This window comes from Microbacterium sp. Clip185, assembly GCF_028743715.1.
Lineage (GTDB): Bacteria > Actinomycetota > Actinomycetes > Actinomycetales > Microbacteriaceae > Microbacterium.
On record NZ_CP117996.1, the window covers coordinates 2,166,263 to 2,186,506 of the forward strand.

Annotated in this window: 20 protein-coding genes; 5 read left to right on the top strand and 15 right to left on the bottom strand. The window is 69.7% G+C overall.

The window, feature by feature from the left end; translation table 11 throughout:
• Nucleotides 1–122: 122 nt before the first annotated feature.
• Nucleotides 123–620 carry a MarR family winged helix-turn-helix transcriptional regulator gene (locus PQV94_RS10555; protein ID WP_274285797.1) on the top strand — a complete coding sequence of 166 codons (498 nt, stop codon included), beginning with the start codon at nt 123–125 and terminating at the stop codon, nt 618–620.
• Nucleotides 617–1,135 (top strand): hypothetical protein, encoded by a 519-nt coding sequence (locus PQV94_RS10560; protein WP_274285798.1) that lies wholly within the window; start codon nt 617–619, stop codon nt 1,133–1,135. The genes PQV94_RS10555 and PQV94_RS10560 overlap by 4 nt, the downstream gene beginning before the upstream one ends.
• Before the next feature lie 9 nt (nt 1,136–1,144).
• Here the strand turns inward: PQV94_RS10560 and PQV94_RS10565 are convergent, their stop codons facing one another.
• A complete protein-coding gene (locus PQV94_RS10565; protein WP_274285799.1) occupies nt 1,145–2,014 on the bottom strand; it encodes an SDR family oxidoreductase in 870 nt (289 codons plus the stop codon).
• Nucleotides 2,015–2,141: 127 nt separating this feature from the next.
• Here PQV94_RS10565 and PQV94_RS10570 point away from each other — a divergent pair, with 127 nt between their 5' ends.
• On the top strand, nt 2,142–3,953 hold the full coding sequence (locus PQV94_RS10570; RefSeq protein WP_274285800.1) for an ABC-F family ATP-binding cassette domain-containing protein: 1,812 nt from the start codon (nt 2,142–2,144) through the stop codon (nt 3,951–3,953).
• Nucleotides 3,954–3,972: 19 nt separating this feature from the next.
• Here the strand turns inward: PQV94_RS10570 and PQV94_RS10575 are convergent, their stop codons facing one another.
• The 9 genes from PQV94_RS10575 to PQV94_RS10615 all read right to left on the bottom strand — a co-directional run bounded on the left by PQV94_RS10575 (nt 3,973) and on the right by PQV94_RS10615 (nt 11,978).
• Nucleotides 3,973–4,965 (bottom strand): NAD-dependent epimerase/dehydratase family protein, encoded by a 993-nt coding sequence (locus tag PQV94_RS10575; RefSeq protein ID WP_274285801.1) that lies wholly within the window; start codon nt 4,963–4,965, stop codon nt 3,973–3,975.
• Between the two features lie 146 nt (nt 4,966–5,111).
• Nucleotides 5,112–6,026, bottom strand: coding sequence for an ABC transporter substrate-binding protein (locus PQV94_RS10580; protein WP_274285802.1), 915 nt, complete (start codon nt 6,024–6,026; stop codon nt 5,112–5,114).
• 40 nt (nt 6,027–6,066) lie between these two features.
• Entirely contained in the window at nt 6,067–6,789 is a 723-nt protein-coding gene (locus tag PQV94_RS10585; RefSeq protein ID WP_274285803.1) for an ABC transporter permease, read from the bottom strand.
• A complete protein-coding gene (locus tag PQV94_RS10590; protein ID WP_274285804.1) occupies nt 6,786–7,466 on the bottom strand; it encodes an ABC transporter permease in 681 nt (226 codons plus the stop codon). Before PQV94_RS10590 ends, PQV94_RS10585 begins: the two co-directional genes overlap by 4 nt.
• A 1-nt stretch (nt 7,467) precedes the next feature.
• Complete coding sequence (locus PQV94_RS10595; protein ID WP_274285805.1) at nt 7,468–8,289, bottom strand: ABC transporter ATP-binding protein; 822 nt, start codon at nt 8,287–8,289, stop codon at nt 7,468–7,470.
• 19 nt (nt 8,290–8,308) lie between these two features.
• Complete coding sequence (locus tag PQV94_RS10600) at nt 8,309–8,611, bottom strand: DUF427 domain-containing protein (protein ID WP_274285806.1); 303 nt, start codon at nt 8,609–8,611, stop codon at nt 8,309–8,311.
• Nucleotides 8,612–8,728: 117 nt separating this feature from the next.
• A complete protein-coding gene (locus tag PQV94_RS10605; RefSeq protein ID WP_274285807.1) occupies nt 8,729–10,036 on the bottom strand; it encodes a GNAT family N-acetyltransferase in 1,308 nt (435 codons plus the stop codon).
• Between the two features lie 26 nt (nt 10,037–10,062).
• Nucleotides 10,063–10,995: a 4-(cytidine 5'-diphospho)-2-C-methyl-D-erythritol kinase gene (locus PQV94_RS10610; protein ID WP_274285808.1), complete on the bottom strand. Its 933-nt coding sequence runs from the start codon at nt 10,993–10,995 to the stop codon at nt 10,063–10,065.
• The gene (locus PQV94_RS10615) at nt 10,992–11,978 is read right to left on the bottom strand and encodes an aldo/keto reductase (protein WP_274288269.1); all 987 of its coding nucleotides are present in this window, start codon (nt 11,976–11,978) and stop codon (nt 10,992–10,994) included. Before PQV94_RS10615 ends, PQV94_RS10610 begins: the two co-directional genes overlap by 4 nt.
• Before the next feature lie 159 nt (nt 11,979–12,137).
• Here PQV94_RS10615 and PQV94_RS10620 point away from each other — a divergent pair, with 159 nt between their 5' ends.
• Complete coding sequence (locus PQV94_RS10620) at nt 12,138–13,715, top strand: stealth conserved region 3 domain-containing protein (RefSeq protein WP_274285809.1); 1,578 nt, start codon at nt 12,138–12,140, stop codon at nt 13,713–13,715.
• On the opposite strand, the gene PQV94_RS10625 is transcribed toward PQV94_RS10620, so the two are convergent.
• The 3 genes from PQV94_RS10625 to rsmA all read right to left on the bottom strand — a co-directional run bounded on the left by PQV94_RS10625 (nt 13,666) and on the right by rsmA (nt 15,965).
• The gene (locus tag PQV94_RS10625) at nt 13,666–14,583 is read right to left on the bottom strand and encodes a phosphodiesterase (protein ID WP_274285810.1); all 918 of its coding nucleotides are present in this window, start codon (nt 14,581–14,583) and stop codon (nt 13,666–13,668) included. The two genes, PQV94_RS10620 and PQV94_RS10625, sit on opposite strands and share 50 nt — an antisense overlap.
• A gap of 132 nt (nt 14,584–14,715) precedes the next feature.
• Nucleotides 14,716–15,123, bottom strand: coding sequence for an arsenate reductase ArsC (locus PQV94_RS10630; protein ID WP_274285811.1), 408 nt, complete (start codon nt 15,121–15,123; stop codon nt 14,716–14,718).
• A complete protein-coding gene (gene rsmA, locus PQV94_RS10635) occupies nt 15,120–15,965 on the bottom strand; it encodes a 16S rRNA (adenine(1518)-N(6)/adenine(1519)-N(6))-dimethyltransferase RsmA (RefSeq protein ID WP_274285812.1) in 846 nt (281 codons plus the stop codon). The genes PQV94_RS10630 and rsmA overlap by 4 nt, the downstream gene beginning before the upstream one ends.
• Before the next feature lie 71 nt (nt 15,966–16,036).
• On the opposite strand from rsmA, the gene PQV94_RS10640 reads away from it, so the two are divergent.
• The gene (locus tag PQV94_RS10640) at nt 16,037–17,491 is read left to right on the top strand and encodes a sugar porter family MFS transporter (protein ID WP_274285813.1); all 1,455 of its coding nucleotides are present in this window, start codon (nt 16,037–16,039) and stop codon (nt 17,489–17,491) included.
• A gap of 252 nt (nt 17,492–17,743) precedes the next feature.
• Here PQV94_RS10640 and PQV94_RS10645 read toward each other — a convergent pair whose 3' ends face one another.
• Together PQV94_RS10645 and metG are read right to left on the bottom strand one after the other, a co-directional pair.
• The gene (locus tag PQV94_RS10645; protein WP_274285814.1) at nt 17,744–18,622 is read right to left on the bottom strand and encodes a TatD family hydrolase; all 879 of its coding nucleotides are present in this window, start codon (nt 18,620–18,622) and stop codon (nt 17,744–17,746) included.
• 4 nt (nt 18,623–18,626) lie between these two features.
• The gene (metG, locus tag PQV94_RS10650; protein WP_274285815.1) at nt 18,627–20,198 is read right to left on the bottom strand and encodes a methionine--tRNA ligase; all 1,572 of its coding nucleotides are present in this window, start codon (nt 20,196–20,198) and stop codon (nt 18,627–18,629) included.
• Nucleotides 20,199–20,244: the final 46 nt, after the last annotated feature.

Sequence of the window (20,244 nt, forward strand, 5' to 3'; positions counted from 1 at the left end):
CGGGCAGCCCACTTCCCGCGAGACTGCACTTTCGCCACGAGATCACGGGTAATGACAGTGATCTCGTGCTCGAAATGCAGTCTCGCCGACGAGAGGGGAGCACGGATCGCCATAATGGCCTCATGGCGACAGAGAGCGACGAGGTCGACCGCATCGTCGGGTCGTGGACGACCCAGCGGCCGGACCTCGACTTCTCGCCGCTCGAGGTGCTCTCGCGCGTCGACCGCCTGTCGCGCCACCTCGACCGCGCCCGGCGCGAGGCGTTCCGCCGCAGCGACCTGGAACCGTGGGAGTGGGATGTGCTCTCCGCGCTGCGGCGCTCCGGTGAGCCGTACCAGCTCAGCCCCAAGCAGCTGCTGCAGCAGACGCTCGTCTCCAGCGGCACCATGACCAACCGCATCGACCGGCTCGTGGGGCGTCGACTCGTCCGCCGCGAGGCGGATCCCGCCGACGGACGCAGCGTGCACGTCATCCTCACCGACGAGGGCCGCACCCGCGTCGATGCCGCCATCACCCGCCTGGTCGATGCGGAGGCGCTGCTGCTGCAGCGACTGTCCCGCAGCGACCGGGACCGCCTCGCCGCCCTGCTGCGCAAACTCTCCCTGGGATTCGACACATGAGCGACGACACCGCCACCGCCCCGGATGCGGCTCGGCACCGCAAGCTGCAGCGCTGGTTCGACAACCGCTTCCGCACCCCTGTCGCCGTCTACGGCCTGATCGTCTACACGACGGTCGTGCTGATCGCCGACGAGGAAGGCCCCGTCAGCGAGATGCTCACGGTGTCCATCAGCAGCCTCGTCGTCTTCTACCTCGCGCACGTGTTCGCCCACACGCTGTCGGACCACGGCCGCCACGGTCTCGGCACCGCGACACGGCTCGCCTTCATCCATTCGCTCGGCATGCTCTACGCGTGCGCACCGTCAACGATCGCCATGATCATCACGGCGTTCTTCACCTCGGATGCGGGCGACGTGCAGGATGCCGGCATCTGGGCGGCTCTCGCGATGCTCGCCGTCCTCGGTTTCTCCGCCTACGCGCGCACCGGTGCGAAGCTCTGGGTGCGCCTGCTCGGCGCCGTCGGCACCGCGTTCCTGGGTCTGCTCGTGGTGATGCTGGAGTTCTGGCTGCACTGACCACGATGCTCAGCCCAGCGAGAAGCCTCCGTCGCCGGTGAGCACCTGACCCACCACCCAGCTTCCGGCCGGGCTCGTGAGCCATCCGATGAGCTCGGCCGCATCCTCGGGCCGACCGAAGCGTCCGAACGGGGTCGTGCGCAGATACTCCTCGATGCCGTCCAGGGGACGATCTGCGGTCTCGGCGTCCAAGTAGCCCGTGTTCACCGGACCGGGGTTCACGGTGTTGAGCACGATTCCCAACTCCAGCAGCTCGGCGGCGACGGACGGTGTGATCCCCGCGAGCGCGGCCTTGCTCGTGGCGTAGGCGATCTCTCCTCGCATCGGCCCGTGGATCTGACCGGAGGTCATCCAGATGACGTGCCCCTGCGGCTCCGCGAACGGCTTCGCGCCGCTCACGCGCTCTCCGGGCCGCCGCTGCTCGTGCTGGCCCGGAGCCTTGCGGCGGGCGAAGTCGGCGGTCAGCAGCAGCGTCGAGCGCGCGTTCACCTGCCAGAACGCGTCGAGACGCTCGGGCGTCATATCGAGGATGCTGCCGTCGTCGCCGCTCTTGGCGTGATTGCAGACGAGGATGTCGACGGCGCCGGTCGCAGCGGCGGCCGCATCCATCACCCGGGCGATCGCGCCCTCGTCGGCGAGATCCGCGCCGATGTCGGTCAGCGTCGCTCCGGAGACGAGCTCGGCGCCGATGCCGGCGCGGACCGCGTCGAGATCGTCGGCTCCCCATGGCTGGTCGACGTCGTGCGGGCGGTGGTGCTGGATGACGAGGTGCGCGCCGCGGGCGGCGAGTGAGCGGGCGACGGCGTAGCCGATGCCGCGACGGCGGGAGACGCCGGTGACGAGAGCGGTGCGGCCACTCAGGGGAAGATCTGCATGCATGGGTGGACCCTTTCCGAGGCGCGCGAGCGCGCGTGTGCGGGAGAAGAAGGCGGGTCACCGGCATTGCATGCTGCGAGCGTACCAACCGCACCGGGAGCGGGAGGCGGTCATCTAGCCTGGAGACAACATGGCTCATCTACTCGGCGGCGAAGCCCTTCATCTCGAATACCCGACGAAGGTCGTCTTCGACTCCGTCTCGCTCGGTGTGAACGAGGGCGATCGCATCGGCATCGTCGGCCGCAACGGCGACGGCAAGTCCACGCTGCTCGGCATGCTCGCCGGGCGCACCGCACCCGACAGCGGACGCGTCACCGTCCGCGGCGGCGTCAGCATCGGCGTTCTCGATCAGGCCGACACCCTCGTCGATGGGCGCACGATCGGCGAGAGCGTCGTCGGCGACCGCCCCGAGCACGAATGGGCCGGTGACGCCCGCGCGCGCGACGTCATCGCGGGGCTCCTCGGCGACCTCGACTGGGATGCGGATGTCGCGACCCTGTCCGGCGGACAGCGGCGACGCGTCGCGCTCGCGGCTCTGCTCGCCGGCGACTGGGACGTCATCGCCCTCGACGAGCCCACCAACCACCTCGATGTCGAGGCGATCAGCTGGCTCGCAGCGCACCTGAAGAAGCGGTGGCCGCAGAACGCCGGGGGCCTGCTCGTCGTGACGCACGACCGGTGGTTCCTCGATGAGGTGTGCACGATGACATGGGAGGTGCACGACCGCATCGTCGAGCCCTTCGAGGGCGGCTACGCCGCCTACATCCTGCAACGAGTGGAGCGCGACCGGCAGGCCGCGACGATCGAGTCGAAGCGGCAGAACCTGGCCCGTAAGGAGCTGGCCTGGCTGCGGCGCGGCGCGCCCGCGCGCACGTCGAAGCCGAAGTTCCGCATCGACGCGGCGAACGAGCTCATCGCCGACGTGCCCGAGATCCGCGACAGCGTCTCCCTGCGCTCCCTCGCCGTCGCGCGGCTCGGCAAGGACGTCGTGGACCTGCTCGACGCCTCCGTCTCGTACGACGATCGCGAGGTGCTGCATGAAGTCGAGTGGCGCATCGCGCCGGGCGAGCGCACCGGCATCCTCGGGGTGAACGGCGCCGGCAAGTCCACCCTGCTGGGGCTCGTCTCGGGTGAGATCGCACCCACCGCGGGGCGCGTGAAGCGCGGCAAGACCGTGCAGGTCGCGACACTCTCGCAGCGCATGGACGAGCTCGACGAGCACCTCGACTCCCCCGTGCGCGTCGTGCTCGCGGGCCTGCGGACGACGTACTCGTTCGGGGCAGGATCGAAGGCGCAAGAGCTTACCCCCGGTCAGCTGCTCGAGCGCCTGGGCTTCTCCAGCGCGCAGCTCTCAACGCCCGTGAAGGACCTCTCGGGCGGACAGAAGCGGCGCCTGCAGCTGCTGCTCGTGCTGCTCTCGCAGCCCAACGTGCTGATCCTCGACGAGCCGACCAACGACCTCGACACCGACATGCTCGCGGCGATGGAGGACCTGCTCGACTCGTGGCCGGGCACCCTCGTCGTCGTCTCGCACGACCGGTACTTCCTCGAGCGTGTCACCGACCAGCAGTACGCGATCCTCGACGGCCGCTTCCGGCACCTGCCGGGCGGCGTCGACGAGTATCTGCGTCTGCGTGCCGCGCAGCCCGGCTCCCGGTCGTTGAGCGAGGAGCGCAGCAACGAGACGAAACGTGGCACGCCCGCCTCATCGCCCACCCTCGCGGGCGCAGAGCGTCGCGCCGCCGAGAAGGAGCTCTCGGCGATCGACCGACGCCTCGCGAAGCTGCAGAGCGAGATCACCGCGCTCGACGCCCGGTTCGCCGACGCCCACGACGACTACGACCGGCTGCTCGAACTGCAGCGCACGCGTGACGGGTACGTCGCCGAGGTCGCAACCCTCGAAGAGCGCTGGCTGGAACTCGGCGAGGCGCTCGACGACTGAGCGCCCCACCGAAGGCTCGTCAGGCGGGCACGGCCTCGCGCGGGTGCTCGACGCACCAGGCGAGGCAGGCACGGATCTCGCCCAGCACATCGTCGGGTTCGACGTCGAGGGCGATCGTGTCGGCCACATCCCCCACCGCGCGCTTCTCCCCGAGCAGCGCCGTGTCGGCGGGATGCAGGCCGAACTCGCGTCCGACCGCCTGCACCTCGGCCTCGCGCGCCTCGGAGGTGGGAAGCAGATCACCCAGCGGCACCACCGCGACATCGTGCGGGTCGCGACCGACCGCTTCGCAGCACAGTTCGAGGAACTGGGAGTGGCTCAGCTCGTAGGCACTCAGCGTGTACCTGCTGCCGTGCGTCCCGCGCTCCATCGCACCGACGGCGGCCTGCGCGACCTGGCGCACCGTGACGGCGGACGTGGACCCTCCCAGCACCGGGATCGGCCCGGCGCTGGCCGCGACCGCATCCAGCACGGCCTGCCAGCGGGGGCGCTGCCCCGCCACGATGCCGAAGATGTACGGCAGGCGCAGCACCATGACGTCCATCGCGCCGTCACCCTCGAGCACGGCGACCTCCTCCTGCGCGTAGCGGGAGCGCGGGTACGCGTTGCGGGTGCGGAACCCGAGTTCGGGCCAGCGCTCCCCCCACTCGGCGGTGTCGGAGCCGAAGACGATGAAGCGCTGCACCCCGGCCGCGCGGGCGAGGCGCGCGAGGCGCTGCGTCGGGACGACATTGGCCTCGTAGTAGAAGCGGGATGCGGGTGCCGGCGGCAGGGTGCGCTCATCGGCACCCATCGCGAAGAACACCGCATCCGTGCCGGTGAGCAGATCGGTGAGCTCGCCGTCGGTCATCAGGTTCAGATCGCCCCAGTGGGCGTCGACCTCCACCGGCAGCTCCGGCGCGTCGGTCGCGGGCAGCGCGAGCGTCGCGACCCGATAGCCGCGACGCAGGAGCTCCTGCGTGGTGTGGTAGCCGAGGAGGCCGGTGCCGCCGACGACGAGTGCGCGTTGCATGATGAGCCCTTCCGCGCCGATCCCCTCGGCGCCCTGTGTCTTCGAAGCTAGGCGCGCGCATCCGGACGCAGCAGGGGCGAAGGTCCCACGACCACGAAGGGCCTCCGGCGCGGTGCACGCCGGAGGCCCTTCGATGACGGATGCGGTCAGCTCAGTCCGTTGTCTGCCAGCCACTTCTTAGCGATGTCAGCGGAGGAGGTCTTGTCGACCGTGCTCTCGACGTTCAGCGCGACGAGTCCCTCCGGCGTCAGCGCAGCGCTCACCTTGTTGATCACGTCGGCGACGTCACCGGCGACGTCCTTGTTCACGAGCGGAACGACGTTCGACGCGAGGAACAGCGACTTCGGATCATCCAGGACCTTGAGCTTCTGGGTCTGGATCTGCGGGTCGGCGGTGAACACGTTGGCGACGTTCACCGTGCCGGCCACGAGGTCCTCGACCGTGGTCGCGCCGGTCGCCTGGAAGGTCACGTCGATGCCGTAGGTGCTCTTCAGCCCCGTGGGCCCGTAGGGGCGGTCGGCGAGCTCGGGCGGTCCGCCCAGCGTCAGCGGCTCGGTGACCTTCGAGAGGTCGGCGATGGTCTCGAGTCCCCACTGATCGGCGAACGCCTCGGTGACGGTGTAGGAGTCCTGGTCGCTCGCCGTCGACTGGTCGAGCACGGTGAGGTTCTCGGGCAGGGCCTCCTTGAGCGCCGCGTAGACGTCGTCGGAGGAGCGCGCCTCGGTGTCGGGCTCGAAGAACTGGAGCAGGTTGCCGGTGTACTCCGGGAACAGCGTGATGGCGCCGCTCTCGAGCTCGGGGAGGTACGCGTCGCGCTGACCGATCGTGAAGTCGCGCTGCACCGTGAAGCCGGCGCCCTCGAGCGCCTGGGCGTAGATCTCCGCGATGATCTCGTTCGAGTAGTAGTCCTGGGAGCCGACGACGATCGTGTCGGACGGCGCCTTGGTCTGGTCGCCATCGGAGAGCGGGTCGGAGGAGGACGCGCAGCCGGCGAGTGCCAGCGCGGAGGTGAGTGCGACGGCGCCGATGAGGGCGACGCGGCGGCGGGATGCTGTGGACATGGTGTTCCTTCCTGGTGGATTCGGGACGTGTGGGGCGTGCTCAGACGGCCTGCACGGGTCGGGAGCGCAGCCGCCGCGGTGAGCGCGACGGCGCCTGAGCACGGACGCCGGCGGGCACGGCGGCCCGCTGGGCGAGGGCGAGCAGCGCGTCGAGCACGAGAGCGAGCACGGCGACGACGATCGCGCCGCCGAGCACCTGGTCGATCCGCCGCAGCGGAATGCCCTGGATGATCGGCAGACCGAGGCCGCCGAGACCGACGTAGGCGGCGATCGTCACGGTGGCCACGACCTGCAGCACGGCGGAGCGGATGCCGCCGACCAGCAGCGGCAGGCCCAGCGGGATCTCCACCCGCCAGAGAATCTGCCACTCGGTCATGCCCATCGCGCGGGCGGCGTCGATGACACGGCGGTCGATCGCCTCGAGACCGGAGTAGGCGCCGGCGAGCAGCGCCGGGATGGCGAGCACGACGAAGGTCACCACCGCGGCCTCCGGCTTGTGCAGCACGCCCATCAGCAGCACGAGCAGCACCAGCAGGCCGAACGACGGCACGGCACGGGCGGCACCCGAGATGGCCACCGCGATCTCACGGCCGCGACCGGTGTGGCCGATCGCGAGGCCGGCGGGAATGGCGATCACGGCCGCGATCGCCACGGCGACGGCCGTGTAGCCGAGCTGCTGCAGCAGGAGCACCTGCAGCGCGCTCGGACCGCTGTACTGCTCGGGCGAGAAGAGCCAGACGATCGCATCCCAGAAGACGTTCATGCCGTGGCCTCCGCTCGGGCGGCGGCGCGTCGGCGAGTCGGGCGGGTGTTACGGCTCCAGGGCATCGCCAGCCGACCGAGCAGCACGAGCACGAGGTCGACGACGAGAGCGAGGATCACGACGGCGACGACGCCCGCGAAGACCTCCTCGAGGATGCGGCGCTGCAGCCCGTTGGTGAAGAGGTAGCCGAGATTGGTGACGCCGACGAGGATGCCGACCGTGGCCAGCGAGATCGTCGACACCGCCGTCACCCGCAGACCCGCGAGGATCACGGGCCCTGCCAGCGGAAGGTCGACGGCGAAGAATCGCCGGAAACCGCCGTAGCCCATCGCCGTCGCCGCCTGGCGCACACCCGCATCCACCGAGTCGAGACCGTCCGTCACAGCGCGCGTGAGGATCGCGATCGCGTAGATCGTGAGTCCGACGATGAGGTTGAACTCGGTCGGGATGCGGTAGCCCAGTGCCGTCGGCAGCAGGATCAGCAGCGCGAGCGACGGGATGGTGTAGAGCAGCCCCGTGACGGTGATCACCCAGCCGCGCAGCAGGCGGTACCGCCAGGCCACCCACCCCAGCGGGATCGACAGGACGAACCCGACGACGATCGCGATGAGGCTCTGGCGCAGGTGGTCGAGAGCCAGCTCGGCGATCATGCCGAGGTTCGCGAGGACCCAGGTCATGTCACCGGCCATCCTCGACGAGCGCGCCCTGCGTGCGGCCCTCGGCGTCGACGACGACCGTGCGTCCGCCCACCTCTTTGAGCCGCAGCGCGCGCTTGCCCCTGTCGGCGCCGATGAACGCCGACACGAAGTCGTCGGCGGGCGCCTGCATGATCTCGCTGGGGCTGCCGACCTGAAGCTTCTGCGCCCCCTTCGCGAGGATGACGACCTGGTCGCCGAGCAGGAATGCCTCGTCGATGTCGTGCGTGACGAACACCACGGTCTTGTCGAGGTCGCGCTGGAGGCGGATGAGCTCCTGCTGGAGCTCCGCGCGCACGATCGGGTCGACCGCGCCGAACGGTTCGTCCATCAGGAGGATGTTGGGATCGGCGGCGAGGCCGCGGGCGACGCCCACGCGCTGCTGCTGGCCGCCCGAGAGCTGGCTCGGGTAGCGGTCGGCGAGGGCGGTGTCGAGCCCGACCGTCTCCATGAGCTCGAGCGCCCGCTTGCGTGCGTCGCGCCGGGAGGTGCCGTTCAGCACCGGCACGGTGGCGATGTTGTCGGCGACCGTGAAGTGCGGGAGCAGACCGGAGTTCTGCATGACGTAGCCGATGCGGCGGCGCAGCGCCACGGGCGAGCCCGTCGAGACGTCCTCGCCGTCGATCTCGATGACACCCGCGGTCGGTTCGACCATGCGGTTGATCATCCGGAGGAGCGTCGTCTTGCCGCATCCGGACGAGCCGACGAACACCGTGGTCTGGCGCGACGGGATGACCAGGGAGAAGTCCTTGACCGCACGCGTGCCGTCGGGGAACTGCTTGTCGACGCCGCGGAACTCGATCATGCCCGGTCCCGGGCGAGGCTCACTCGGTGACCTCGACTTCTTTCCAGAAGGCCACGTATCCCGAGAAATCCGCACCGACCTTCTCGATCGCACCCGGGTAGGGCTCGGGGTACGACCATGCGCGGTCGGTGAGCTCGCGGCCGTCAGCGGTCACCGTGAAGTAGTGGGCCGCGCCCTTCCACGGACAGGTGTACGGCGTCGGGCTGTCGACGAGGACGCCCTCGGCGATGCTCGCCGGCGGGAAGTACCAGTTGCCCTCGATGCGGATCAGATCTTCCTTCGGAGCCTCCGCGAGCACCGTGTCACCCAAAAGAGCTTTCATCGCCGCCTCCCAGCCGCGCCAGATCCCCGCAGAACAGCGGAGGAGCACCCACGTTACCCACCCTCGGCGACACCGGCGCCGCAGGTTGCGTCACGGGGCGTCATGTGCTCGCCGCTCTCAGTACCAGTAGCTCAGGCGGACGGGTCGGTGCCAGCCGAACAGGCGGGCCAGCGCCACCGGATCCTCCGCGTGGATGCGACCCGCTGCGGCCAGCGTCACCGCCGAGACCTGACCGAGCACGATCGCCGCGAGCTCCGCGACGCCCAGGCGCGCGCCGGCGGCATCCTCGGTCCTGGCGACCGATGCGGCACCGTCCTCGCCGACCGTCAGGCGGAACCGACCGCCCGCGAGATCCAGCGGGTCGTGCACGTCGAGCACGACCGAGCCCGCCCCCTCGTAGCGACGCGAGCCCAGCAAGGCGGGCGTATCGAGCACGCGCAGGTAGTGGTGGTCGCGGAGGGTGAGGGTAGCCGCGCGCCGATCCGAGATCATCCACAGCAGCGGCTCGTCGACGGCCAGCTCACTGGCACGAACTGTCCCGATGAGATCCATCTCGATGAAGAAGCGCCACAGACCCGCGTAGGCATCCGCATCCGCCGCCATCAGGTTCGCGATCGTGACGCTCGAGCGGGTGAAGTCGTCGTGGTTCTCCTCGACGGAGTACAGCGCGAGCCCCGTGATCTCGCCGGATGCGGCCGTGTACTGCACGGCGCGGGTGTGCCCGGGCTTCTCGGCATCGGCCCGGGTGCCCGCGAAGCGGTCCAGGTGTCCGCGCGGCATCTCGGCCTCGCCCGGAGTAACCCGCCGGATCGAGTCGAACAGCTCCGGGGCGTGCTCCCGCCAGCGCTCACGGGGGATGAAGTCCACCCGACCGGAGGGTGCGGGTCCCGCCCAAGAGGCGCGCTTCACGTCGATCTCGATGCTCGCCGCGGTCACGGCCTGCGCGAAGCCGAACCGTCCGTAGAGCGTGGACTCGCTCACGGTGAGGCTCGCCACCGGCAGGCCCAGGGCCGCGGCCGTGCGCAGCTCCCCCTCCATCATGGCGCGCCAGATGCCGCGACGACGGTGAGTGGGCGCCACCGTGACGGAGCTGATCGCGCAGGAGTCGACGACACCGCCGGGAACGGACAGTTCCGCCACCCACGACGCCAGGGTTCCCACGGGGACCTCGGGCTGCGGAATCGAATCATCGAGCACCGCGATCATCCGTCGGTGTCCGCGAAGCCCCCGGCCCGTCTCGCGCTGCACGTCGCTGGGCTCGTCGCCGAGGAAGCCGCGGGTGACGGCGGCCTGCCACCCGTCGAACGCACGACCGTCGTCGTCGGCGAGACACACGAGCCGCAGGCCGTCGCTCGCCAGACGGGCGCCGGATGCGGCGTCGACGGGGCCCTCGTGCTGACGGGCGATGAGGTCGTGGGCAGACATGCGTATCCTCCTGACGAGCAGCGCGCTCAGTCGATGATTCGGGCACCGGGCACGGGCCCGTGCACGTGATGGGCGACGTGCCCGCTCGCGCTGAGCACGATCTGCAGCTCGATCGCCGCCTCGGCGTCGGCGGCGAGGAACGCGAGGGTGGGACCGGAACCCGAGACCAGGCCCACGAGCGCACCCTCGCGCTCCCCCGCCTCGAGGACGTCGCCGAGCCCCGGACGCAGGGCCAGCGCCGCGACCTGCAGGTCGTTGCGAGCGGATGAGGCGAGCATGGCCGCATCCCCCGCCCGCAGTGCGTGGAGCACGTCGTTGTCGACCAGCGGCCGACGCGAGGCCGGTGAGATGTCGAGCGCGTGACGGGCGCGATGCTCGTCGAGCGCCCGGTACACCTCGGGTGTCGACAGTCCGTCCTGGCTCGTCACGATCACCCAGTCGAAGCGCCCTCGGGCGAGCGCCGGGCTCAGTTCGTCACCGCGTCCGACACCGACCGCGGTGCCGCCCATGAGGGCGAACGGAACATCGGCTCCCAGCCGCGCGGCGAGCGCATGGAGCTGCGGCGTCCCCAACCGGGTGTCCCAGAGGGCGTCGCAGGCGAGAAGAGTCGCCGCCGCATCGGCGGACCCGCCTCCCATGCCGCCCGCGACAGGGACGCCCTTGTGGATCTCGAGGTGCACCCCGCCCCGGTGGCCGGTTTCAGCCGCGAGCAGTCGCGCGGCACGGACGGCGAGGTTGCGGTCGTCGAGCGGCACTCCTGCCACATCGACCGAGCCCGTCACCTCGACGCTGATCGTGTCGGCCGGCGTCGCCCAGACATCCTCGAAGGCCGACACCGCCTGGTACGCGCTCGCGACGTCGTGGTAGCCGTCATCCTGCACCTGACCGACCTCGAGGAAGACGTTGATCTTCCCCGGGGCGCGCACATGGACGCGCGACGACGCTCGCGAGATGCTCACAGTTTCGAGGACACCGCCCAGAGGTCGACGTCGATGCCCTCCGCGAGGGCGTCGATGCGCTCCAGCTCTTCCGTGTCGAACGCGGGTCCGGCCAGAGCTGCGAGGTTCTCGTCGATCTGCTCGACGCTCGATGCGCCGATGAGAGCGGATGCGACCGTCGGCTCGCGCAGCACCCACTGGATGGCCATCTGGGCGAGGGTCTGACCCCGCTCCTTCGCCACGACGTTCAGCCCGCGAAGCGCCGCGATCGTGGCGTGAGAGAGCGGCTTGTCGGGCAATGAGCTTCGCGTCTGCGAGCGATGACCGCGGCCGTCGCCGAGGTACTTGCCCGTGAGCAGCCCCTGCGCCAACGGTGTGAAGGCGATGGCCGACATCTCCTCCTGACGCAGCACGCCGGTCAGGCCGTCCTCGACCCAGCGGTTGAGGATCGAGTACGCGGGCTGGTGGATCACGAGCGGCGTGCCGAGGCTACGTGCCACGGCCGAGGCCACGGCGGTGCGCTCAGCGCTGTACGACGAGATGCCGACGTAGAGCGCCTTGCCCTGGCGCACGAGCGTGTCGAGGGCACCGATGGTCTCCTCGATCGGGGTCACCGGGTCGACGCGGTGCGAGTAGAAGATGTCGACGTAGTCGAGGTTCATCCGCTTCAGGGACTGCTCGGCACCCGCGAGGATGTGCTTGCGCGAGGCGTAGTCGCCGTAGGGGCCCGGCCACATGTCCCACCCCGCCTTGGACGAGATGATCAGCTCGTCGCGGTAGCGACCGAAGTCCTCGCGCATCATGCGTCCGAAGTTCGTCTCCGCGGCGCCGTACGGCGGGCCGTAGTTGTCGGCGAGGTCGAAGTGCGTGATGCCGCTGTCGAAGGAGTGGCGGAGGATCTCGCGCTGCTTGTCGAACGCGACGTTGTCGCCGAAGTTCCACCACAGACCGAGCGAGATCGGCGGCAGGTACAGGCCCGAACGGCCGACCTGGCGGTAGTCCATGGCACCGTAGCGCTCGTCGGCGGCGGTGTACGGACGGTGGATCTCGGGGACGTTCGGACGGAATCGCGGGGCAGTCACCCCTGCAGCCTATCCACGGGGACCTATGAACGCGGGCCCTTGCGAAACTCGCCCGTAATGCGCGGGCTCTACGCTGACGAGATGGTCTCTCTGTCTGCTCTTCCCGCCGACCCCCACCCCTGGGCGGCGCTCCTGACGCGTGAGGACGTCGTGCTCGAATCGGGCATGCTCCACCTCCGTCACGACGATCTCTCCCCCCACGACGCGCATCTCGCGGATCTCGCGATGATCGCGGATGCGTTGACGGATGCCGGCGTCGAGCCACTGCTGGTGCGCCACGGCCTGCGCGACGAGGCGGTCGTCGTGGACGTGGCCGATCAGGACCGCGCCTGGGCCGCGGTGACAGGGCTGTGCACGAGAGAGCCCGTGTACGTGAAGCCCAAAGGCCTGAGCACGGTGCCCGCCCCGGATCACGCCCCGCGCCGCGGCGCCCCCAGCGCCCTTCGCGTCTTCCGACCGCGACTCGCGGGGTCGCTGCGCTACGGCGCGTCGTATGGCGTGCGCCTGGAGTTCTGGCGCTTCGGCGACGAGACGGTCGAGGCGCCGCACGCCAACGCGCTGACCCGGCGCATCATCGCGGCCGCAGACCTCGAGCGCGTCACCATCCGCCGTCACGGCCGCACGTGGCAGAGCCTGAGGGGCATGTTCGACCCGCATCCGAACGAGATGGTCGACGACATCGACATGGTCTTCTCGTGGGTAGACGGCTCGTCCAGCGAGTTCCAGCGCCAGCGCGCAGCGCAGATGGCGGGCTATGTCGTGGGCGAGGGCGACGACGGCCCGGCTCGCTACCGCCACGTCGACGAACTGCGCTACGCCCTGCGAAGCGTCCACATGTACGCGCCGTGGGTGCGTCGCATCTTCATCGCCACCGATTCGCCTACGCCTGCCTGGCTGGCCGACCATCCGCGGGTGACAGTCGTGCGCAGCGAGGAGTTCTTCGCCGACACCTCGGTGCTGCCGATCCACAACTCGCACGCCGTCGAGGCGCAGCTGCACCGCATCGACGGTCTCGCCGAGCACTTTCTCTACTCGAACGACGACATGTTCTTCGGGCGACCCGTCGCTCCCGAGCTGTTCTTCTCCCCTGCCGGCATCTCGAAGTTCGTGGAGTGCGACGTGCGCATCGGCACAGGGCCGAACGCGCCGCACCGCAGCGGCCACGACAACGCGCTGCGCGTGAACCGGGAGCTCCTGCGCGAGCGCTTCGGACGCACCATCACGCACGACCTCGAGCACTGCGCCACCCCGCTTCGGCGCAGCGTGATGGCCGAGCTGGAGCAGACGTTCGCCGAGGACTTCGCCCGCACCGCCGCATCCCGTTTCCGCTCGGCCACCGACATCTCGGTGACCAACAGCCTCTATCACTACTACGCCGCCTTCACCGGTCGCGCGGTCGCGACGACCGCACCGCGCACCCGCTACTACCAGACGACCATGGCCGAGTCACTGCGACGCATGAGCAGACTGTCCGAGCGACGCGACGTCGACATGTTCTGCCTCAACGACGGCGGTTCGGCCGAGGTTCCCGAAGAGGTACGCGTGCGCGTGGTGACCGAGCTTCTGGAGCGCATGTTCCCGGTGCGCGCACCGTGGGAGCTGCCCGCGGTCAGCGCAGGATCGGGATGGGAGCGGTCGGAGGCGTCCGTCCAGCGCTGACGTCCTGGGCGATGCCCGCCGAGTGGAGGCGACGCTGCGCCTCGACCGGGTCGATGTACTCGAGCGGATGCGGCGCGTCGACCGCGACGACGGAGTGCACGACGGTCTCGGCGAACACGTGCACGAGGTTGTACGCCTGCGAGCCGTCCTGCGGGCGCGTGCCGCCGACGGGGACGGTGAGGTCCTGGGCATAGCAGGTCGAGGACGCGACCGAGACCGGGATGCCGGCGAACGTCGCGAAGGTCGAGTAGTGCAGGTGACCGGCGATGATCGCGCGCACGTCGCTGCCGCGCAGCACGTCTGCGAGCGCGCGCTGATCGCGCAACTCGACGCTCGCCGCGAGCGGTAGCACACTCGGCACGGGCGGATGGTGCATGGCGAGGATCGTGCCCAGCGGTGCGGGCTGCGCCAGTTGCTCCCGGAGCCAGGCGAGCTGTGCCGGGCGCAGCTCGCCGTGATGCGCCCCGGGGACGGTCGTGTCGAGCGTGATCAGGCGGAGGCCGTCGATCTCGTCGACCCGGTCGAAGGGGGTCGTGGCAGGGTCCGCATCCAGCAGGCGCGCGCGGAACGCGCCGCGCTCGTCGTGGTTGCCCATCACCCAGAACACGGGCGCCTCCAGCTGCCGGGCGAACGGCTCGACGAGCCCGCGCAGGGCGGTGTACGCATCCGCCTCACCCAGATCGACGAGGTCACCCGTGAAGACGATGCCGTCCGGACGGATGCCGCTCGCCTCGATGCGCCCGAGAGCCCGCTCGAGCAGGCGGAGTCCGTCGACGCGGTCGAACAGCTTCGGCCCCGGCGCTCGCAGGTGGGTGTCGCTCAGGTGCAGCAGTACGCGTTCGGCCGCCGGATACTCCCCAGCACGCATGGGTCCGTCCCTTTCACGGGCCGCTCGGGCGCGGCCATCGTTCCCGCGAATGTTACCGGCATGTTTCGTACCGGCGGCTGAACACACGGTGAATCCCTCAGTTGCACCCGGTGACCGTTCGGGGCGGGACGCTCAGGAGGAGAGGACGCCCAGCTCGCCGAGAAGCCGCCGCACGCGCGCTTCGATGTCGTCGCGCACCTCGCGGACCATCTCCGCGCCCTGCCCGGCGGGATCGCGCAGCTCCCAGTCCTCGTAGCGCTTTCCCGGGAAGATCGGGCAGGCATCGCCGCATCCCATCGTGATCACGGCGTCGGCCTCGCGCACGTCGTCCGTCGCGAGCAGCTGCGGCACGTTCTCGGTGATGTCGATGCCCCGCTCGGCCATGACCTCGACCGCGACGGGGTTGATCGCGGATGCAGGCTCCGAGCCGCCCGAGCGCACTTCGACCCTGTCGCCGCCCAGCGCCCGGGCGAAGCCTGCGGCCATCTGCGAGCGTCCCGCATTGTGGACGCATACGAACAGGACGACGGGGACGCTCATGCGGACACCCGCGCGATCCGCTGGAAGTCGTCGATCGTCAGCTGCTCGCCCCGGAGGGTCGGGTCCACGCCCGCCGCCTCGAGAACGGCACTGGCGGATGCGGCCGAGCCGCCGAACAGCCCGGAGAGCGCCTGGCGCAGCATCTTGCGACGCTGCTGGAACGCGGCGTCCACGATGCGGAACGTCGCGACGCGCTCGGTCTCGTCGCCGCGCGCCTCGGCGTCGCGTCGGAAGCCGACGAGCACACTGTCCACGTTCGGGACCGGCCAGAAGACCTGCCGTGAGACGGTCCCCGCCAGCCGCCAGGCGCCGTACCAGGCGGCTTTGACACTCGGGGCTCCGTAGACCTTGGAGCCTGGAGGCGCCGCGAGTCGCTCGCCGACCTCTGCCTGCACCATGACCACACCGCGCTCGAGGTGACCGAAATGCTCGAGGAAGTGCAGGAGCACGGGCACCGAGACGTTGTACGGCAGATTGGCCACGAGAACCGTGGGCTCCCCCGGCAGATCCCGGATGGTGAGCGCATCCGCATCCACCACGCGCAGCATCCCGTCGCGCACCCCGTGCGCACGGGCCGTCGCCGGGAGGCGCTCGGCGAGACGGTGATCGATCTCGACCGCCACCACGCTCGCCCCGGTCTCGAGGATGGCGAGGGTGAGCGAGCCGAGCCCCGGCCCGACCTCCACGACGTGCTCGCCGGCGGCGACACCGGCGACCTGCACGATCTTGCGCACGGTGTTGGCGTCGACGACGAAGTTCTGCCCAAGTTTCTTCGTCGGAGTGACATCGAGCTCGGCGGCCAGCGCGCGGATCTCGGCCGCGCCGAGCAGGTGCACGGTCATGCCTATAACCCTAGACAACCGTCGAGCCAAGTCCGACCCTGAGAGAACGCTGTCAGGGTTAGGGTGACGAAATGACCACCGAAGCACTCCCCACGGGGACGTTCTCGATGCGCAGTCCGTTCGGACGCCGGGCGATCGGACTCTCCGTCGCCGCGGCCGTGGGCGGGTTCCTCTTCGGGTTCGACTCCTCCGTCATCAACGGCGCCGTGAAATCCATCGAGGCCGACTACACGAAGGAGCCCATCCTCACGGGCTTCGTCGTCGCGGTCGCGCTGCTCGGCTGCGCCGTCGGCGCCATCCTCGCCGGCGCTCTCTCGGACCGCTTCGGGCGTCTGCGCGTCATGCTGCTGGGCTCGGTGCTGTTCCTCGTGAGCTCGGTCGGCTCCGCTCTGACCTTCAGCGTCCCCGACCTCATCGTCTGGCGTGTGCTGGGCGGACTCGGCATCGGCATCGCCTCCGTGGTCGCCCCCGCCTACATCGCCGAGGTCGCCCCGCGGCAGATCCGCGGATCGCTCGCGTCGCTGCAGCAGCTGGCCATCACGCTGGGCATCTTCGCCGCCCTGCTGAGCAACGCCGTGCTCGCCGGAGCCGCGGGCGGCAGCGCCGACAACACTCTGTGGTGGGGTCTCGACGCCTGGCGCTGGATGTTCCTCATCGGCGTGATCCCCGCCGCCGTCTACGGCATCCTCTCGTTCACAATGCCCGAGTCCCCCCGATACCTGCTCGCGAGGGGCCGCACCCAGGAGGCGAAGGATATCTTCGCCCGACTCGTGCCCGCCGCCGATCTCGACAAGACCGTCAACGAGCTCACCACGGCCATCGAAACGGATCGCAAGAACGCGAAGGCCAGTCTCGCGGGCCGCGCACTGGGGCTGAACCCCATCGTCTGGATCGGCATCATCCTGTCGGTGTTCCAGCAGTTCGTCGGCATCAACGTGATCTTCTACTACTCGACGACGCTCTGGCAGGCGGTCGGTTTCGACGAGAGCAACGCGCTGCTGGTGAGCGTCATCACGAGCGTCACCAACGTGCTCGTCACCCTCATCGCGATCTTCCTCGTCGACCGGGTGGGACGTAAGCCGATCCTGCTCACCGGTTCCGTGCTGATGGCGCTCTCGCTGGGTGCGATGGCGCTCTCGTTCTCGTTCGCCACGGGAGAGGGCAAGGACATCTCGCTGCCCGGCGCCTGGGGGCCGGTCGCCCTCGTCGCGGCGAACCTGTTCGTCGTCGGCTTCGGCGCCTCGTGGGGCCCGCTCGTCTGGGTGCTTCTCGGCGAGATCTTCCCCAGCCGCATCCGCGGCAAGGCGCTCGGCGTGGCCGCGGGTGCCCAGTGGATCGCGAACTTCCTCGTGTCGTGGACCTTCCCGGAGCTCTCCGCCTGGTCGCTTCCGCTGACGTACCTCATGTACGCGATCTTCGCGGCCCTGTCGTTCGTCTTCGTGCTCTGGAAGATCCCCGAGACCAAGGGCATGGAGCTCGAACAGACCGAGACGCTTTTCGTCAAGAAACCCCGTCAGAAGAAGTGAGAGGAGCCGGCATGACCAACAACTCGAAGTCGCACGAGGAGATCCGCGAAGAGCGGGAGAAGGCGCAGAAGGAGAAGGACCGCCTCGAGGCGCAGGAGGAGAAGCGCCTCGACGACGAGGACCGCTGAGCCCCGGAGCAGTCGCTCCCGTCGGAGAAACGCACGAAGGTCGGAGGATCGCTACCGTATCCTCCGACCTTCGCCGTTTTCTCCGACACGCGGAACGGATGCGGGGGCGGCGCGTGCGGCTGCGTCAGTCGAACGAGCCGTAGACCGCGAGCGTGTTGGCGGCGACCTGTGCCGCGAGCTCGTCCGGATCCATGCCCAGCTCGGCGGCCATGAAGCGCACCGTCACCGGCACGAGGTAGGGCGCATTGGGACGCCCCCGGAACGGGGTGGGTGTGAGAAACGGCGCGTCGGTCTCGACGAGGATGCGATCTGGCGGCGTCACAGCGAGCGCGTCGCGCAGGTTCTGTGCGTTCTTGAACGTGACGTTGCCCGCGAACGAGAGGTAGTAGCCGCGCTCGGCCGCGATCCGCGCCATGTCGGCGTCGCCCGAGAAGCAGTGGAAGACCGTGCGCTCCGGAGCGCCCACCCGTGCGAGCGTCTCGAGCACGGCGTCGTGCGCGTCGCGGTCGTGGATCTGCATCGCGATGCCGTGCTTCTTCGCGAGGGCGATATGCGCCTCGAAGCTCTCGTGCTGCGCCCCCAGCCCCTCGGGCTCGGTGCGGAAGAAGTCCAGCCCCGTCTCCCCGATGGCGCGCACCCGCGGCTGGGCGGCGAGCTCGTCGATGACCTCGATCGCCGCCCCCAGCCGCCCCGCGGCCGCGTAGGCGGGTGCCTCGTTGGGGTGGATCGCGACCGCGGCGAGCACCCGCGGATGCGAGGCGGCCGCCCACGCCGACCAGCGGCTCGACTCGATGTCGCCGCCGGCCTGCACGACCCCGACGATGCCGACGGATGCGGCGCGTTCGAGCTGTTCGTCGAGCGACATCGCCTCGTCGCCGTCCTGGATCTCCAGATGGCAGTGGTTGTCGTAGAGTGCGACGCCCAACGGCTCCGGCGCGGGCGGATAGCTGACGTCGCGGCTGCCCTTCTCGCGCTGGCGCACGTATTGGCTGGGATCGCTCATCGGATCACTGCTCGACGCGCGGGAACAGCGGGGAGAGTCCGTTGACGCTCGTGCCGGGTCGCAGAGCGCCCCACACGCCCGCCTCGCGCAGCGGCTGGTCCTGCAGGCGCCCGAGCGACTCGGCCGCCCCGAGGGCGATCCACAGCTTTTCCGTCGCGACGGGCATGACCGGCGACAGCAGCACGGCGAGCGCGCGCAGTCCCTCGGCCGCCGTGTAGAGCACGGTACCCAGGCGCCCCGCCTGCTCGGGATCCTTGGCGAGCGCCCACGGCTCGTTCTCGGTGATGTACCCGTTGAGCGCGTCGACGATCGTCCAGATCGCCGCGATCGCCTCGTCGATGCGGAAGCGCTCCATCGCGGCGTCGGCGGATGCGGCCGCATCCGCCACGGTCTGCTGGATCGCCAGATCCGCCTCGGTGTAGGTCGCCGCGGGCGGGACGATCCCCTCTAAGTAACGCTCGATCATCGCGACCGTGCGCGAGGCGAGGTTGCCGAAGCCATTGGCGAGCTCGGCCTGATAGCGCGCCGACAGATCCTCCCAGGAGAACGAGCCGTCCTGCCCGAAGGCGATCGCGGAGAGGAAGTAGAAGCGGTACGCGTCGGAGCCGAACACATCGGTGATCTCGGTCGGCGCGATGCCGGTGAGCTTCGACTTCGACATCTTCTCGCCGCCCACGAGCAGCCAGCCGTGCGCGAAGACGCCGCGCGGCACCTCGAGTCCCGCCGCCATCAGCATCGCCGGCCAGATGACGGCGTGGAAGCGCAGGATGTCCTTGCCGACGACGTGATAGGCGGGCCAGCGGCGGCCGAAGTCCTCCTCGTCGACGCCGTAGCCGATCGCGGTCGCGTAGTTGAGGAGCGCATCGACCCACACGTAGATCACGTGCTGCGGATCCCACGGCACCTGGATGCCCCAGTCGAACGCCGAGCGCGAGATCGAGAGGTCCTTGAGGCCCGAGCGCACGAAGGAGACGACCTCGTTGCGCGCGGACTCGGGACGGATGAAGTCGGGGTTGTCCTTGTAGAGCTTCAGCAGCGGCTCGGCGAACTCGCTCAGCTTGAAGAAGTAGTTCTTCTCCTGCAGCAGCTCGAGAGGCTTCGAGTGGATCGCGCAGACCTTGAGCCCCTCGAACGCGCCCGTGCCGTCGAGGATCTCGGACTCCGGCTTGAACTCCTCGCAGCCCACGCAGTACAGGGCCTCGTACTCGCCTGCGTATATGTACCCGCGATCGTAGATGGCCTGTACGAAGCGCTTGACGCCCTCTTCGTGGCGTTCCTGGGTCGTGCGGATGAAGTCGTCGTTGGCGACGTCGAGGCTCTCCAGCAACGGGAACCATGCCTCGCTGACGAGCTTGTCCACCCACTCCTGGGGGGTGACCCCGTTGGCGGCGGCCGCGCGGAGCATCTTCTGACCGTGCTCGTCGGTGCCCGTCAGCATCCACGTGTCGTCCCCCGACTGGCGGTGCCAGCGCGCGAGCGTGTCGACGGCGACCGTCGTGTACCCGTGCCCGATGTGCGGGACATCGCTCGGGTAGTAGATCGGCGTCGTGATGTAGAAGGAACGGCCGTTGCTCACCCGTAGATTCTAGGCGGCGCCCGAGGGGCGTGCCGCCCTGTGACGA